At 66.6% G+C, this 14601-nt stretch carries 13 protein-coding genes; 8 read left to right on the top strand and 5 right to left on the bottom strand.

Annotated elements, in window-relative coordinates; translation table 11 throughout:
• Positions 1–50: 50 nt before the first annotated feature.
• The 3 genes from IR187_RS04940 to fsa all read right to left on the bottom strand — a co-directional run bounded on the left by IR187_RS04940 (position 51) and on the right by fsa (position 3220).
• Positions 51–1577 (bottom strand): acetyl-CoA acetyltransferase, encoded by a 1527-nt coding sequence (locus IR187_RS04940; protein WP_407699071.1) that lies wholly within the window; start codon positions 1575–1577, stop codon positions 51–53.
• 1 nt (position 1578) lies between these two features.
• Complete coding sequence (locus tag IR187_RS04935; RefSeq protein ID WP_194953604.1) at positions 1579–2373, bottom strand: crotonase/enoyl-CoA hydratase family protein; 795 nt, start codon at positions 2371–2373, stop codon at positions 1579–1581.
• A gap of 196 nt (positions 2374–2569) precedes the next feature.
• The gene (gene fsa, locus IR187_RS04930; protein ID WP_194953603.1) at positions 2570–3220 is read right to left on the bottom strand and encodes a fructose-6-phosphate aldolase; all 651 of its coding nucleotides are present in this window, start codon (positions 3218–3220) and stop codon (positions 2570–2572) included.
• A gap of 188 nt (positions 3221–3408) precedes the next feature.
• Between fsa and radA the strand changes: the two genes are divergently transcribed.
• Genes radA through IR187_RS04910 form a run of 4 tightly spaced genes read left to right on the top strand, consistent with a single transcriptional unit; the run spans position 3409 to position 7619 of the window.
• Positions 3409–4770 (top strand): DNA repair protein RadA, encoded by a 1362-nt coding sequence (gene radA, locus IR187_RS04925; RefSeq protein WP_194953602.1) that lies wholly within the window; start codon positions 3409–3411, stop codon positions 4768–4770.
• 10 nt (positions 4771–4780) lie between these two features.
• Positions 4781–5323, top strand: coding sequence for a CvpA family protein (locus IR187_RS04920; RefSeq protein WP_194953601.1), 543 nt, complete (start codon positions 4781–4783; stop codon positions 5321–5323).
• Complete coding sequence (locus IR187_RS17195) at positions 5320–5748, top strand: iron-sulfur cluster assembly scaffold protein (protein WP_228765560.1); 429 nt, start codon at positions 5320–5322, stop codon at positions 5746–5748. Before IR187_RS04920 ends, IR187_RS17195 begins: the two co-directional genes overlap by 4 nt.
• Positions 5745–7619, top strand: a complete 1875-nt coding sequence (locus IR187_RS04910) for a cation:proton antiporter domain-containing protein (RefSeq protein WP_194953600.1) — start codon at positions 5745–5747, stop codon at positions 7617–7619. The genes IR187_RS17195 and IR187_RS04910 overlap by 4 nt, the downstream gene beginning before the upstream one ends.
• Here IR187_RS04910 and aroB read toward each other — a convergent pair.
• Both aroB and IR187_RS04900 read right to left on the bottom strand, forming a co-directional pair.
• Positions 7616–8722, bottom strand: a complete 1107-nt coding sequence (gene aroB, locus IR187_RS04905) for a 3-dehydroquinate synthase (protein WP_194953599.1) — start codon at positions 8720–8722, stop codon at positions 7616–7618. The genes IR187_RS04910 and aroB overlap by 4 nt on opposite strands.
• Positions 8710–9285: a shikimate kinase gene (locus IR187_RS04900; RefSeq protein ID WP_194953598.1), complete on the bottom strand. Its 576-nt coding sequence runs from the start codon at positions 9283–9285 to the stop codon at positions 8710–8712. The genes aroB and IR187_RS04900 overlap by 13 nt, the downstream gene beginning before the upstream one ends.
• A gap of 127 nt (positions 9286–9412) precedes the next feature.
• Between IR187_RS04900 and IR187_RS04895 the strand changes: the two genes are divergently transcribed.
• From IR187_RS04895 to IR187_RS04880, 4 genes are all read left to right on the top strand, one after another.
• Positions 9413–11203, top strand: a complete 1791-nt coding sequence (locus IR187_RS04895; protein ID WP_194953597.1) for a hypothetical protein — start codon at positions 9413–9415, stop codon at positions 11201–11203.
• A gap of 24 nt (positions 11204–11227) precedes the next feature.
• The gene (locus tag IR187_RS04890) at positions 11228–12139 is read left to right on the top strand and encodes a tyrosine recombinase (protein WP_194953596.1); all 912 of its coding nucleotides are present in this window, start codon (positions 11228–11230) and stop codon (positions 12137–12139) included.
• 11 nt (positions 12140–12150) lie between these two features.
• Positions 12151–13098: an acetyl-CoA carboxylase carboxyltransferase subunit alpha gene (locus IR187_RS04885; protein WP_194953595.1), complete on the top strand. Its 948-nt coding sequence runs from the start codon at positions 12151–12153 to the stop codon at positions 13096–13098.
• A 150-nt stretch (positions 13099–13248) separates the two neighbouring features.
• The coding region (locus IR187_RS04880; RefSeq protein ID WP_194953594.1) for a M48 family metalloprotease at positions 13249–14601 on the top strand (1353 nt) is incomplete at its 3' end.

Raw genomic sequence — 14601 nt, 5'->3', positions numbered from 1 at the left:
GAAGCGACGCGGCAATCCAGAGTCGGCGTAAACCGCCCTGGATTGCTTCGCTACGCTCGCAATGACGAAGGGGATTGGACTGCCCGCCAACCAAAGCCTTCTTCGAGCGCAACGACTTGGCCCGCTATGCCAACCGGCTCCTGTGTCCCGTCGGTCAGAAACCCCAGCATCGCCGCGTCGCCGACATCGACATGCGCCAGCGTGCGCTTGTCCTCTGGCGTCCGCGCCACCACCACACCCGCTTTTGGCGCCCCGTCACGCCCATAAAACACCGTGTAGCTCTCGATCGTCGCCGGTCCGGCGTAATCCTCGACAAGCTCGGGAACCGGTCCGCGTTTGGCTTCGGCTTCGGCCTGATAGTCGAAATCCTGCGGGAAGCTGGCGGCGGCGATCGGCTTGCTGCCCAGCACGATGCAATGATTGTCGGTGGCGAAGCCGCCATTGGCGAACAGGAAGCCATAGCGACCCTCGGCGCGCAACCGATCAACCATCGAGACGATCGCATGGCTCATATAATTGGCGATCGGGCCGCCGCCGAAGGTCAGGCCGCCGAACACGGTTGCGGGGCGCTCCACCGGCCAGCCGAGGATGCGCCGCGCCATCTTGGGCACGCAAGGAAAGCAGCTGTAAAGTTCGACATGATCGAAATCCGCAGCCGTCATGCCGTTGAGCGCGAGGGTGCGGGTGATTGACGTTTCCATACTGACGCTGCCATCGTAGCGGTCGCGGTGGAGGATGCTCGCGTGCTCCTTCGCCGCCGCGCCCATCCCGACGTAGATCAGCCGGTCTTCGGGGATGCCGCGCCGCCAAGCTTCGGCGAGGCTGGCGACGATGAAGCCCGCGCCCTGGTTCACCGACGAGTTGGCGACCATCAGTTTCGAATAGGGGAAGGCGATCGGCCTGTTGCGCTCGTCGACGCGGAGGATGTCCTCGGGCGACGCCGCTTTGCGGATCCATGCGCCGTCGTTCGCTGCGGCGACTTCGGAAAAGCGCACCCAGATTTCGGCGCTTTCGGCCTGCGCGTCGGACAGGCTTTGGCCCCACGCAGCGCGGGTCGCATTTTCATAGAGCGGATAGACATCGACAGGGGCGGCCAGCCCGTGCAACTGCGCATAGTTCGGCTCGCGTCGGGTAGCGACCTTGCGGATCGCATTATAGCTCTTGTCTTCGCCGCTCGCAGCCTTGGCGGCGCGGCCCGCGGCGGTGCGCAGCGCTTCGGCGCCGACGATCGCGGCAAGTTTGACCTCGCCCGCGCCGATGCGGTTCGCGGCCTCGTTGAGCAGGCGCACCGGGGTATCGCCGTGCGGCGCGGCGGACTGATAGTTGATCACCGGATTGGCGCCGATCGCGGCGGCGAGGGGTTCGCATAGCTTGCCGAGGTGGTGAAAGCTGATCTGATCGACGATCGCGAGGCTATTGAGATCGTCGAGTGATACGCCAGCGTCCTCGGCAGCGATCCCGAGCGCCGCGACCATCAGCCCGAGCGAATCGAGACCGTCGTCGGGATCCTCGGGCCGGTCATTGACCTGTCCGACACCGATGATGACGGGAATGCGCTCGGGATCGGTCATCGTCATTTTAGCGCGCCTTCCACTCAGGCTTGCGCTTTTCGGCAAAGGCGCGCGGGCCTTCGCGTGCGTCCTCGCTGCGCATCAGCGCGGTACGTTCGAGCGTGTTGGCTTCCCAATAGGGCGCGTCGGCGGCGATGCGACCGTCATGGATGCCAAGCGCGACGCGCTTCGACGCCTGCACCGACAGCGGCGCGTTGGCGGCGATCTTTTCGGCGAGCGCGATCGCGGTGGGGAGCAGCTCGGCGAGCGGGACGACATGATTGACCAGCCCGAATTCGGCGGCGCGCGCGGCGGGGATCGGGTCGCCGGTCAGCATATATTCCATCGCCAGCTTGCGCGGGATTTGCTGCGCGAGGCGAAAGGCGCCGCCCGCCGCGGCGAACAGTCCGACCTTGACCTCGGGGAGGCCGAACTGCGCGTGATCGGCGGCGACGATGATGTCGCTCATCAGCGCGATCTCGCAACCGCCGCCGAACGCGAAGCCGTTGACCGCGGCGATGATCGGTTTCGAAATCGGGTGCGACACCATGCCGGCGAAGCCCCACGCCTGCTGCGCGGGATCGTCGGGATAGAGCGACTCTCCGCGCGACAGGGCGACCAGGTCGGCGCCCGCGCAGAAGCTTTTGTCACCTGCGCCGGTAATAACGAGGGCGCGGATTTCGGGGTCGTTTTCCGCCTCGTCGAGCGCGGTGCCGATGCCGATATGGACCGCGGCATTGACCGCGTTGCGCGCCTCGGGGCGGTTGATCGTGACGATGAGGATGTGGCCGCGGCGTTCGGTGAGGATGGTGGTGTCGGTCATCGCGAATCTCTCCCTTTCGGGCGAGTATCGCGGTGAGTTGACGTTTACGTCAACTGTAATCCTCCCTGTGGCGAAGCCATGGGAAGGGGGACCATCCGCAGGATGGTGGAGGGGCGACGCCGCCGCGTAATAGCCCCTCCGTCAGCGGCTACGCCGCTGCCACCTCCCCATCGCTGCGCGACAGGGAGGATGTTTGTCAGATCGACTGCCCCGTCTTCGCCCAATCCGCCAGGAACCCCTCGATGCCCTTTTCGGTCAGGATATGCTTGAACAGCCCCTTGATCACCGACGGCGGCGCGGTCATCACGTCGGCGCCGATCTTGGCGGCTTCGAGCACATGGATGCCGTGGCGGACGCTGGCGACCAGGATTTCGGTCTCATAGCCATAATTGTCGTAGATCAGGCGGATGTCCGAGATCAGCTGCATCCCGTCGAAACCATTGTCGTCGTGGCGGCCGACGAAGGGCGAAACAAAGGTCGCGCCCGCCTTGGCGGCGAGCAGCGCCTGCGCGGCCGAGAAGCAGAGCGTCACATTGACCATCGTCCCATCGCTGGTCAGCGCCTTGCACGTTTTCAGCCCGTCGATCGTCAGCGGCACCTTGATGCAAACATTGTCGGCGATCTTGCGGAGAATCTCGGCCTCCTGCATCATCGTATCGTGGTCGAGCGCGACGACTTCGGCCGACACCGGGCCGGTCGTCAGCGCGCAGATTTCGCGGGTCACTTCCTTGAAATCACGGCCCGACTTGGCGATCAGCGACGGATTGGTGGTGACCCCGTCGAGCAGGCCCGTTGCGGCGAGTTCCTGAATGTCGGCGATTTCGGCGGTGTCGGCGAAGAATTTCATGGGATGGGCGATCCTGCTGGATGAATGATTCGGGGTTGCGATATCCCCTACTGTCCTTTCTGCGTCATTGCGAGCGAAGCGAAGCAATCCACGGCGGTTTACGCAGGCGCTGGATTGCTTCGCTTCGCTCGCAATGACGATGGTGGAAACCGCTGGTGTTCCATATATGTTCCCGCTAAGCAAAGCCTATGGCCAAAACAAAACGCCAATATGTCTGCCAAAATTGCGGCTCCGCCACCTATCGCTGGCAGGGGCAATGTGCCGATTGCGGCGAGTGGAACACGCTGGTCGAGGAAGCGGGCGAAACTGTCTTTTCGGCCAAGCATGACCTGAGCAAGGGCGGGCGGACGATCGCGCTCGAAACGCTGAATGCCGAAAGCAGGATGCCCGAGCGGATGCTGTGCGGGATCGCTGAATTCGACCGCGCGCTGGGCGGCGGCTTCGTCGCGGGGTCGGCGACGTTGATCGGCGGCGATCCGGGGATCGGCAAATCGACCTTGCTGTTGCAGGCGGCGGGGCGGCTGGCGCAAGCGGGTAAGTCGGTGGTTTACATCAGCGGCGAGGAGGCGGCGGCGCAGGTGCGGCTGCGCGCGCAGCGGCTGGGGCTGGGCGACGCACCTGTGGCGCTCGCCAGCGCGACGTCGGTGCGCGACATATTGGCGACGCTCGACCGGCAGACCGCCGATTTCGTCGTGATCGATTCGATCCAGACGATGCACAGCGACCTGATCGACAGCGCGCCAGGGACGGTGAGCCAGGTTCGCGCGAGCGCGCAGGAGCTGATCCGTTATGCCAAGGACAGCGACGCCGCGATCGTGCTGGTCGGCCATGTCACCAAGGATGGGACGATCGCGGGGCCGCGCGTGCTCGAACATATGGTCGATACCGTGCTGGCGTTCGAGGGTGAGCGCAGCCACCAATACCGCATCCTGCGCGCGGTAAAGAACCGCTTCGGCGGCACCGACGAGATCGGGGTGTTCGCGATGGGCGAGGAGGGGCTGGGCGAGGTCAGCAACCCGTCGAGCCTGTTCCTGACCGACCGCAGCCGCGACGTGCCGGGATCGGTGGTGTTTCCGGCATTGGAAGGCACGCGCCCGGTGCTGGTCGAGGTGCAGGCGCTGACCGTGCGGCTGGCCAGCGGGGCGACGCCGCGCCGCGCCGTCGTCGGCTGGGACAGCGGGCGGCTCGCGATGGTGCTGGCGGTGCTGGAGGCGCGTTGCGGTCTGCAAATGGGCGCCGCCGAAGTCTATCTCAACATCGCGGGTGGTTACCGCCTGACCGATCCCGCCGCCGATCTGGCCGTCGCGGCGGCGCTGATTTCGGCGTTCAGCGAGCGGCCGGTACCCGCCGACGCGATTGTGTTCGGCGAATTGTCGCTGTCGGGCGAGGTGCGGCAGGTGTCGCACGACGGACTGCGGCTGCGCGAGGCGGCAAAGCTGGGTTTTTCGCGAGGCTGGGGGCCGAAGGGAATGAAGCCGGTCGGTGGAATTTCGGTGACCGGTTTCGAACGGCTCGGCGAACTCGTTGACCTGATGCTCGGGCGCGACTAGCCACCCCAGAATGGGAAGTCTGACAGCTCTGGATATCCTCGTACTGACGCTCGTCGGCGGCAGCGCGGTGCTCGGTTTTTCGCGCGGCCTGGTGCAGGAGGTGACGACGCTGCTCGCCTGGGTGCTGGCGATCGCGGCGGTCCGCTTCTTTCATCCGGCGGTCACCGATCTGCTGACAGGGTGGGTAGGGACCGAAGGCGGCGCGGCGATGTTGGCGTTCGTGCTGCTGTTTGGGGGCGTTTTCGCTTTTGCCAAATGGGGGTCGCGCGCGATGGGGCAGCGCAGCCGCGCTTCGCTCGTCGGCGGGTTTGACCGCGGACTGGGCGCCGGGTTCGGCGCGGTGAAGGGGCTGATGATCGCCGCGATCGGCTTTATGGCGATCACGCTCTTGTACGATATCGGCTATGGCAACGCCCAGCGTCCGGCGTGGATGACCGACAGCCGCACCTATCCCGCGCTGAATGCCACCAGCAAGGCGTTGAGCCAGGTGATCGCCGACCGCCGCGCCCAGGCGCGCGAGGCCGAGGCCAAAGCCGACGCTCCGGCGCGATGAGCGCGCCGCTTTACAACCGCGACATCTTGGCGCTGGCGGTGGCGACGGCGGAGCATCTGCCGCGCCCCGAGGCGCGATTTCATGCGAGCGTGCGGGCACCACTGTGCGGCAGCCGCATCCTGCTCGATCTCGACGCCGATGCTGCCGGGCGGGTGACCGAGGTCGGAATGCACGTCGAAGCCTGCGCACTGGGGCAGGCAGCCGCCACCCTGCTCGCGCGGCACGCGCGCGGCCGTTCGCTCGACGACATCCGCGGCGCGCGCAATGCGATTGCCGGCTGGTTTGCCGGTGACGGCGAGGCGCCCGACTGGCCCGGTTTTGATCTGCTTGCCCCGGCGCGCGACTATCCGGCGCGGCACGGCGCCATCTTGCTGCCGTTCGATGCCGCAATTGCCGCGCTCGAATCTCGGGTTGCTGCGGCATGAACCTGTTTGCGCTGTCCGTGGTTGCCGCCGAAAAGGCCGCTGAACAAGCGACCGACACGGCGCTGATCGAGGGCGCGATCCTCCTGGGCGTTGCGACGCTGTTCGTTCTGTTCTTCCGCCGCCTCGGTCTGGGAGCAGTGCTCGGCTACCTGATCGCGGGCTCGCTGGTCGGTCCCTATGGGTTCGGGCTTGTCGGCGGCGGCGAGTCGAAGCTCGCGTTTGCCGAGATTGGCATTGCTTTCCTGCTGTTTCTGGTCGGGCTCGAATTGCATCCCCGTCGCTTGTGGAACATGCGGCGAGCGATCTTCGGCCTTGGCTTTACCCAGGTCGCAATCACCGGATTGATCCTTTCCGCCCTGATCTTTCTGACGCTGGGTTTCAGCTGGCAGGCAGCACTGGCGCTCGGCCTGCCGCTGGCGCTGTCTTCGACGGCGCAGATTCTGCCCGGCCTCAAAAATTCGGGGCGGATCAACTCGCCCTTTGGCGAAAAGGCGTTCTCGGTCCTGTTGTTCCAGGATCTGGCGATTGTGCCGATGATCACGATCATCGCCGTCATGTCGCGCGCACCCGCCGACCCCTCGGCACCGCCGGGCTGGATGCTGGCGCTGTACACGGTCGCCGCGATCATCGGGCTCGTGCTTGCGGGGCGGTTCATCCTCAATCCGCTGCTCCGGCTGATTGGCCGCTATGGCGAACGCGAATTGTTCGTCGTCGTCGGCCTGCTCGCGGTGCTGGCGAGCGCGGCACTGATGCACAGCCTGCACCTCTCGACCGCGCTGGGCGCCTTCATCGCCGGGGTGATGCTTGCCGACTCGCCCTACCGGCACGAAATCGAAGCCGATGTCGAACCGTTTCGCCTGATCCTGCTCGGGCTGTTTTTCCTGGCGGTTGGCATGGTGCTGGACGTCAATGTCGTGCTCGCCGACCCGCTGCGCGTCGTCGGGCTTGCCGCGGCGCTGGTCGTCGTCAAGCTCACCGTGCTGACGCTGCTGGTTCGCGCGTTCGGCAAATCGTGGAAAACCGCGCTCGGCTTGGGCCTGCTGCTCAGCCAGGGCGGCGAATTCGGATTCCTGCTGTTCACCCAAGCGCAGCAGGCGCTGCTCATTGCGCCGGACGCGGCGAGCCTGTTCAGTGCGGTCGTGACGCTGTCGATGATTTCGACCCCCTTCCTGATGCTGTTCGCCCGCAATCTGGAATTTGCGCCCGATCGCGACGGTGCCGACATGGACGGTCCCGAGCACGCACCGCGCGGATCGGCGCTGGTTATCGGTTATGGCCGCTTCGGGCAGACCGTGGCGCAAATGCTCCATGCCGTCGATTGCTCCGTGACCCTGATCGACAAAAAGCCGAGCCAGATCGAGCGGTCGGGGCGGTTCGACACAAAAGTATATTATGGCGACGGCTTGCGGCTCGACCTGCTGCGGCGGGCAGGCGCCGACGATGCGAAACTGATCATCTATTGCATCGACGACGCGGCGTTTGACGCGTCAACCCTGCGCCCGATCGTCGAAGCCTTTCCACAGGCACGGGTGCTGGCGCGCGTGTTCGACCGCCGCCAGTTGATCGCGATCGACGGCGTTGGCGTATCCGCTGCGGTGCGCGAGGTGTTCGAAAGTTCGGTGGCGCTTGGCCTCAAAGCGCTCGAGGAACTGGATGTCGACCCGCGCGAGATCGAGGATGTCGAGGCGGCCTTCCGCCAGCTCGACGAAACGCGGCTGGCGGCGCAGATCGACGAAGGCGACCTGACCGCGGGCATGGATCATCGCTTCAAGCCCGGCGGCGGGCGCGAAGCCGACAGCGTGATCGAAACCTTCCGCCAGCGCCGCCGCGCGGCGAAGGCAGCGCGCGACGAGGATACGGCGCCAGCCTAAGCGCCGCGCTGCCCGTCGAGAAAGGCGGCAACCGCGTCGAGGCCATATTCGTCGGTGACGAAGCTCTGCCCGATGCCGCGCGACAGGATGAGCGGCAGCTTGCCGCCGCGCACCTTCTTGTCGTGCGCCATATGCGCCGCAAGCTCGGCGCCGCCCGTATTGATGCCCGCGCTGGTCAGGCTGTGCGGCAGGCCGACGCTCGCCAGATGGTCGCGCACACGCGCGGCGTCGGCGAAGGGGCAGAGGCCGTTCGCGGCCGAGAACTGGTGCGCCAGCACCATGCCCGCGGCAACCGCCTCGCCATGGAGCAGCCGGTCCGAATAGCCGGTTTCGGCCTCGAGCGCGTGGCCGAAGCTGTGGCCGAGGTTGAGCAAGGCGCGAATATCCTGCGTCTCGCGCTCGTCGGCGGCGACGATCCGCGCCTTGGCGGCAACGCTGTGCCCGATCGCATGGGCGCGCGCGGCGCTGTCGCCCGCGAGCAACGCGGCGCCATTCGCCTCGCACCAGGCGAAGAAATCGGCGTCGTCGATCAGCCCATATTTGACGACTTCGGCATAACCCGCGCCGAGTTCGCGACGCGGCAGCGTTTCGAGCGTCGTCGGGTCGATCACGACCATCGCCGGCTGGTGAAAGGCGCCGATCAGGTTTTTGCCCGCGGGGGTGTTGATCGCGGTCTTGCCGCCGACGCTGCTGTCGACTTGCGCAAGCAACGTCGTCGGCACCTGGATGAAGGAACAGCCGCGCTTGACGATGCTGCACGCAAAGCCAACGAGATCGCCGATCACGCCGCCGCCAAGCGCGATGACATGGTCGCTGCGTTCGATGCCTTCGCCGATCAGCCATTCGGTGAGGCGCGCGAGCCCCGCCCAGCTTTTCGTCGCTTCGCCCGCGTCGAGGACGAAGGAGGAGAAAGAGATATTCTCCATCGCCAGCGCGGTGCCGAGCGCGGCGAGATAATGGTCGGCGACATGGGAGTCGGTGACGATCATCGTGCGCGGACGTTTCAGGAGCGGCGCGACATGGGCGCCGATCTCGCGGATCAGCCCGTCGCCGATCAGGATGGGATAGCTGCGGGCGCCGAGCTCGACGGTCAGCTTTTCCATGTCGCGAGTGCCTCCAAGATTGCGCGCACGGTCTGTTCGTGCGGCGTGCTCGCCGAACTGACGCGCAGATGCGCTTCGGCATAGACGGGATTGCGCACCGCCGCCAGTTCACGCAGCACTTCGCCCGCGTCGCGGTCCTTGAGCAGCGGTCGGTGGCTGCGGCGCGCAACGCGTTCGACGAGCGTCGGGATATCGGCGTCGAGCCAGATGCAAAGGCTGTCTTTCAGGATCAGCGCGCGCGTTTCCGGATTGATGAAGGCGCCGCCGCCGGTTGCGAGCACCATCGGCTTGCCGCCGAGCAGGCGCGCGATCACGCGGCGCTCGCCATCGCGAAAATGCGCCTCGCCGAACCGATCGAAAATATCGGCGATAGTCATCCCGGCGGCGCGCTCGATCTCGTCATCGGCATCGGCGAAGCGCATGCCGAGCCGCTGCGCGAGCCGCCGGCCGACCGTGGACTTGCCCGACCCCATCAGCCCGACCAGCACGATCGACCGGTCGCGCACACCCGGAGCGACGGGGCTGCCGCGTTTCGGCGCAGGGCTTTTCGGGTTTCGCGACATCGTGCGCGCGGCTATACCGCCGGGGTCGCAGGGGACAATGGTTTTCGCCGTCAGCCGATCATGCGGCGCGCCGGACAGGTAGTTTAGAGGTGGACGTGGCCGACAAGATTGCCGAAAGCGCGGCGGTATGACGAAAAAATTGTTCACGTTGACGCTGGGCTTGTCGGGCTCGGCACTGGCCGCGGCGCTGGTTTGGCCGGTGCTGGCACAGGAATCGCTGCTGCCTGAAGGTTTCGGCAACCCGGCGGAAACGCCCGCCCCGCGTCCGACGCCGGCACCAACGTCGCCCGCGGCACCGAAGAACGGCGCCAGCCCGCCGCCCGTGACCCCCACGGTCGGCACGGCGGACACGCCCGCCCCGGTCGCTGCCGATACCGAAACCGGCGAGGAGGGCGAAGCCGAAGAACCGGGGACGCTGAAATATGATCTGCCGCCCGGCGCCCGGCGGCTGCTGACGCGCATCGGCCCGCTGACCCCCGAAACCGGCGGGTTGGCGCCCGACGCCTTTGGCGTCAGAGGCCAATATGCCGCGGCATTGATGCAGCGCACGAATGGCCAGCTCGCCTCGCGCTGGGGGCATATCTTACTGCGCCGGGCGCTGGTGTCGGCGGTCGATACCCCCGAAACGATCAACGGCGCCGACCTCGCCGCGGATCGCGCGGCGCTGTTGCTGCGCATGGGCGAATCGATTGCCGCGCGCTGGATCGTCCAGTCGGTCGATTATGACCGCGCCACCCCGCGCCTCGTCGCCACCGCACAGCAAACCTATCTGGCCAATGCCGATCCGGCGGGCATGTGTCCCTATGTGCCCGCGGGCCTCGCGCATGGCGACGAGCACAGCTGGCGGCTCGCGGCCGCCATCTGTTCGGGCCTGTCGGGTGAGGCCGGCCCGGCGGGCTGGGCGATCGGGCGGGTTCGATCGAGCGGCAAGATTGCCAACTTCGACATCTTGCTTGCCGAACGGGTCTTGGGTGCGACGGGAAGCGGGCGCCGCTCGACGACGATCGAGTGGGACAATGTCGGCCGACTGACCAGCTGGCGCTTCGGCATGGCGACGGCGACCGCGGTGCCCATTCCCGACCCGTTGCGCGCTGCGGCCCCGGCCAGTATAAAAGCGTGGACCGTTCTGGCGCCGATGACGGAAATGGCGGACCGGGTCGTCGCGGCGCCCGACGCCGCGGCGCGCGGCGTGCTTTCGAGTGAAGCTTATGTGTCGCTGCTGAGTGCCGCCGCGACCGAGGAGGAACCGTCGGAGGATCTGACGGCCCGGACCGAGCAGTTGCGCGCGGCGTTCGGTACCGCCGATGGCGCGGCGCGTTATGCCGCCATGGAACGGCTGTGGGGGGCGGGATCCGGCTACGCCGCGATGGTATCGACCGCGCGCGCCGCGGCGGCCTTGCCGCCGGGCACCGGGGTCGGCAGCGATCCCTGGCAGTTGATGGGGTCGATGCTCGCCGGCGGTTTTGACACCAATGCGATGGCATGGGTGCCGACGGTGAATGTCGGCAGCCGCGCCTGGGGTGTCCTGGCGGTCGGATCGCCGCGTTCGCTGAACGGAATCAACGCCGGCACGATCGGGCAATTTGCGGGGAATGACGACAGCACCGACGGGCTGCGCACGAAGTTCCTGCTCGCCGGTCTCGCGGGACTGGGCCGCGTCGATGGCGGCGCGGCCGCGTCGGTGGCGGGGGACCTTGGTATTGACCTTGGCCGCCAGACGCGCTGGTCGCGCGCGATCATGGCCGCGGCCGAACGGCGCGAGCCCGGAATGGTCGCGCTGCTCGCCGCGACGGGAATGCAGGGCGATTGGGACGATGTGCCGCCCTATCACCTCTATTACATCGTCCGGGCGCTGCGCGACGTCGGCCTTGGCGCCGAGGCGCGCATGATCGCCGCGGAAGCGCTGGTCCGTGTCTGAACCCGCGGATCGGGCGGCGTGTCGATGACCGACGCCGCCGCGATCGACCGTTTCCTGGAGATGATGGCCGCCGAGCGCGGCGCTTCGCGCAATACACTCGCCGCCTATCGCCGTGATCTGGAGCAGGCCGCGGCGAGCATGAACGGTGCGATCGAAGCCGCCGACGTTGCCGATCTGCGACAATTGATGGCTGGTTATCAATCGCTTGCAACCAGCAGCGCCGCGCGCAAACTGTCGGCATTGCGGCAATTTTACGCGTTTCTGCTCGATGAGGGCGACCGGGCGGACAACCCGGCGCTCGATATTGCCCGTCCAACGACCCGGCGGCCGCTGCCGCGCATCCTGACGCACGATCATGTCGAACACCTGTTCGCGCAGGCCGAACAGGAGGCTGCGGGCGAAGTGCCCCCCGCAGCGGCCGTCCGGATGCTGCTGCTGCTCGAACTGCTCTACGGATCGGGGCTGCGCGCCAGCGAACTGGTGTCGCTGCCCCGCCGCGCGATTGCGGGCGAGCATGAATTTCTCATCATCCGCGGCAAAGGCGACAAGGAACGGCTCGTGCCGCTCTCCGACCGGGCGCGGCGCGTGCTGGCGCGCTGGATGCCGTTGATTGCCGAAGGGGCGATCTGGTTGTTCCCTTCGGGCCGCAGCCATATTTCGCGCGTGCGGCTGTTCCAGATGCTTCGCGATCTTGCCGCGCGCGCGGGAGTGGATCCGACGGCGGTCAGTCCGCACGTGCTGCGCCATGCCTTTGCCACTCACCTGCTCGAAGGCGGTGCCGACCTGCGCGCGCTGCAGCTGATGCTGGGCCACGCCGACATCGCCACCACCGAAATCTATACCCATGTCGACAGCCGGCGGCTCGTCGAACTGGTCAATCGCCGTCATCCGCTGGCGCGAATGGCGGACGTTGACGCGCCTGCGCCATCGTCCTAGCGCTCTTCACCATGACAGCCTTTTTGGACTTCGAAAAACAGGTCGCCGCGCTCGATCGTCAAATCGCCGAACTGCGCGAAATGGGCGACGATCCGTCGCTGAACATCGACAATGACATTGCGCGGCTCGAGGACAAATCGTCCAAACTGCTCCGCGACATCTATTCCAAACTGTCGCCGTGGCAAAAGACGCAGGTCGCGCGCCATCCCGACCGACCGCATTTCAAACATTATGTCGCGGGCCTGTTCGACGACTGGATGCCGCTGGCAGGCGACCGCAATTTCGGCGACGACCAAGCGATTTTGGGCGGTCTAGCGCGCTTTCGTGGTCGCCGCGTGATGGTCATCGGCCATGAAAAGGGCGACGATATCCCGTCGCGGATGAAGCATAATTTCGGCATGGCGAAGCCGGAGGGTTATCGCAAGGCGATCCGCCTGATGCAGCTGGCCGACCGGTTCGGCCTGCCGGTGGTCAGCCTGGTCGATACGTCGGGCGCTTTTCCCGGCATTCAGGCCGAGGAGCGCGGCCAAGCCGAAGCGATCGCGCGATCGACCGAACAATGTCTCGCGCTGGGGGTGCCGATGGTGGCTGCGGTCGTCGGCGAAGGCGGGTCGGGCGGCGCAATCGCGATCGCCGCCGCCAACCGTGTGCTGATGTTCGAACATGCCGTCTATTCGGTGATTTCACCCGAAGGCTGCGCGTCGATCCTGTGGCGCACGTCGGACAAGGCGGCCGATGCCGCCGCGGCAATGAAGATGTCGGCGCAGGACCTGCTCGGTATGAAGATCATCGACCGGATCGTTCCCGAACCGGTCGGCGGCGCGCATCGGGCGCCCGAGGTGGCGATTGCGGCGCTCGGCGACGCGATCGCGGAGGAACTCGATGCCCTTTCGGGCCTGCCGCGCGATGCCGTGCTGGCCGCTCGCGAGGAAAAATTTCTTGCGATGGGCCGCGCCTGATCGGCAGGGCGCGCGGAACCCGATCCATTGGTATTGCGTTTTCGACCGGTCAGCCGTTGCGCGCCGGACAGCGGCGGTTCATCGACGGCTTGCTTGAATATGGATCGGCGATATGCCGGAAAGAACGCGCAGCAGGGGAGGATTGGACCGATGACCCGATGGACAAGGAACGGTGCGGCGACGCTGTTCGCCGCAACCGCGGCGCTGGGCAGCCTGGCGGTGACTGGTGTCGCCGGCGCGCAGCTGAAGGCGATCAAGACCGCGACGAACATTTCTGCCGCCGACCGTAAGCAGGGCAGCGACGCGCATCCACAATTGATGGCCGAATTCGGCGGCGTCTACAGCGGGCCGCAGGCGAGCTACGTCAATCGCGTCGGTCAGAATATCGCGGTGCAATCGGGGCTGTCGCGCAGCCCGAGCGACTTTACCGTCACCCTGCTGAATTCGCCCGTCAATAACGCCTTCGCGATCCCCGGCGGCTATGTCTATGTCACCCGCCAGCTGATGGCGCTGATGAACGACGAGGCCGAGCTGGCCGGGGTGCTGGGGCACGAGGTCGGGCATGTCGCGGCCCAGCACAGCAAAAAACGCCAGTCGGCCGCGACCCGCAACCAGCTATTGGGCCTGCTGGGCGCGGTGCTGGGCGGCGCGATCGGTGACGGCGGGGGTGTGATCGGCGGCCTTGGTGGATTGCTCCAGAACAATGCGATGCAGGTGGCCCAGCTCGCGACGCTGGGCTTCTCGCGCGGGCAGGAGCTGGAGGCCGACCAGCTGGGCGTGCAATATCTGCGCAGCGCGGGCTATGACCCGCTGGCGCTGTCGACGATGCTCGCCAGCCTCGCCAATCAGACGAGTCTCGACGCGCGGCTTTCGGGCGGCGATGCCCGCTCGCTCCCCGCCTGGGCCAGTACCCACCCCGACCCGGCGTCGCGCGTCCGCAATGCCCAGACGCTGGCCGGCCGCGTCGGTGGTACGGGCGGCGCCCGCAACGCCGACGCCTTTCTGGCGGCCGTCGACAATGTCCTATACGGCGACGATCCCGCGCAAGGCGTGGTCGAGGGCAACCAGTTCCTGCACCCCGACCTGCGGCTGCGGTTCGAGGTGCCGCGCGGATATGGCATGCAGAACGGCACGACCGCGGTCACGGTCAGTGGCAATGGCGGGCAGGCGCAGTTCACGACCGGACCCTACAACGGCGACATGAATGCCTATATCGCCACGGCGTTCAAGGCGGTTGCGGGGAACAGCGCGATCACCCCCAGTGCGATCCAGCGCACGACGGTGAACGGATTGCCGGCGTCCTATTCGACGGCACGCGTCGCCACCCAGTCGGGACAAGTCGATGTCACGGTTTTTGCCTATGAATTTTCGCGGAGCAGCGCCTTTCATTTCGTCACCTTGACCAAGGCCGGCGGCAGCGCGGTGTTCAATCCGATGTTCAACAGCGTCCGGCGGCTGAGTGCCGCCGAAGCGGCAGCGATCCGGCCGCGGCGGATCGACGTC

It is taken from the genome of Sphingopyxis solisilvae, assembly GCF_015475875.1.
GTDB classification, from domain to species: Bacteria; Pseudomonadota; Alphaproteobacteria; order Sphingomonadales; family Sphingomonadaceae; genus Sphingopyxis; species Sphingopyxis solisilvae.
This window is presented reverse-complemented; position numbering and strand designations above follow the sequence as displayed.

What these genes read in the sequence shown, in the direction of transcription:
- IR187_RS04940 (WP_407699071.1), bottom strand. Translation starts at nt 1,577, where the DNA reads ATGACGATGACCGATCCCGAGCGCATTCCCGTCATCATCGGTGTCGGA.
- IR187_RS04935 (WP_194953604.1), bottom strand. Translation starts at nt 2,373, where the DNA reads ATGACCGACACCACCATCCTCACCGAACGCCGCGGCCACATCCTCATC.
- fsa (WP_194953603.1), bottom strand. Translation starts at nt 3,220, where the DNA reads ATGAAATTCTTCGCCGACACCGCCGAAATCGCCGACATTCAGGAACTC.
- radA (WP_194953602.1), top strand. Translation starts at nt 3,409, where the DNA reads ATGGCCAAAACAAAACGCCAATATGTCTGCCAAAATTGCGGCTCCGCC.
- IR187_RS04920 (WP_194953601.1), top strand. Translation starts at nt 4,781, where the DNA reads ATGGGAAGTCTGACAGCTCTGGATATCCTCGTACTGACGCTCGTCGGC.
- IR187_RS17195 (WP_228765560.1), top strand. Translation starts at nt 5,320, where the DNA reads ATGAGCGCGCCGCTTTACAACCGCGACATCTTGGCGCTGGCGGTGGCG.
- IR187_RS04910 (WP_194953600.1), top strand. Translation starts at nt 5,745, where the DNA reads ATGAACCTGTTTGCGCTGTCCGTGGTTGCCGCCGAAAAGGCCGCTGAA.
- aroB (WP_194953599.1), bottom strand. Translation starts at nt 8,722, where the DNA reads ATGGAAAAGCTGACCGTCGAGCTCGGCGCCCGCAGCTATCCCATCCTG.
- IR187_RS04900 (WP_194953598.1), bottom strand. Translation starts at nt 9,285, where the DNA reads ATGTCGCGAAACCCGAAAAGCCCTGCGCCGAAACGCGGCAGCCCCGTC.
- IR187_RS04895 (WP_194953597.1), top strand. Translation starts at nt 9,413, where the DNA reads ATGACGAAAAAATTGTTCACGTTGACGCTGGGCTTGTCGGGCTCGGCA.
- IR187_RS04890 (WP_194953596.1), top strand. Translation starts at nt 11,228, where the DNA reads ATGACCGACGCCGCCGCGATCGACCGTTTCCTGGAGATGATGGCCGCC.
- IR187_RS04885 (WP_194953595.1), top strand. Translation starts at nt 12,151, where the DNA reads ATGACAGCCTTTTTGGACTTCGAAAAACAGGTCGCCGCGCTCGATCGT.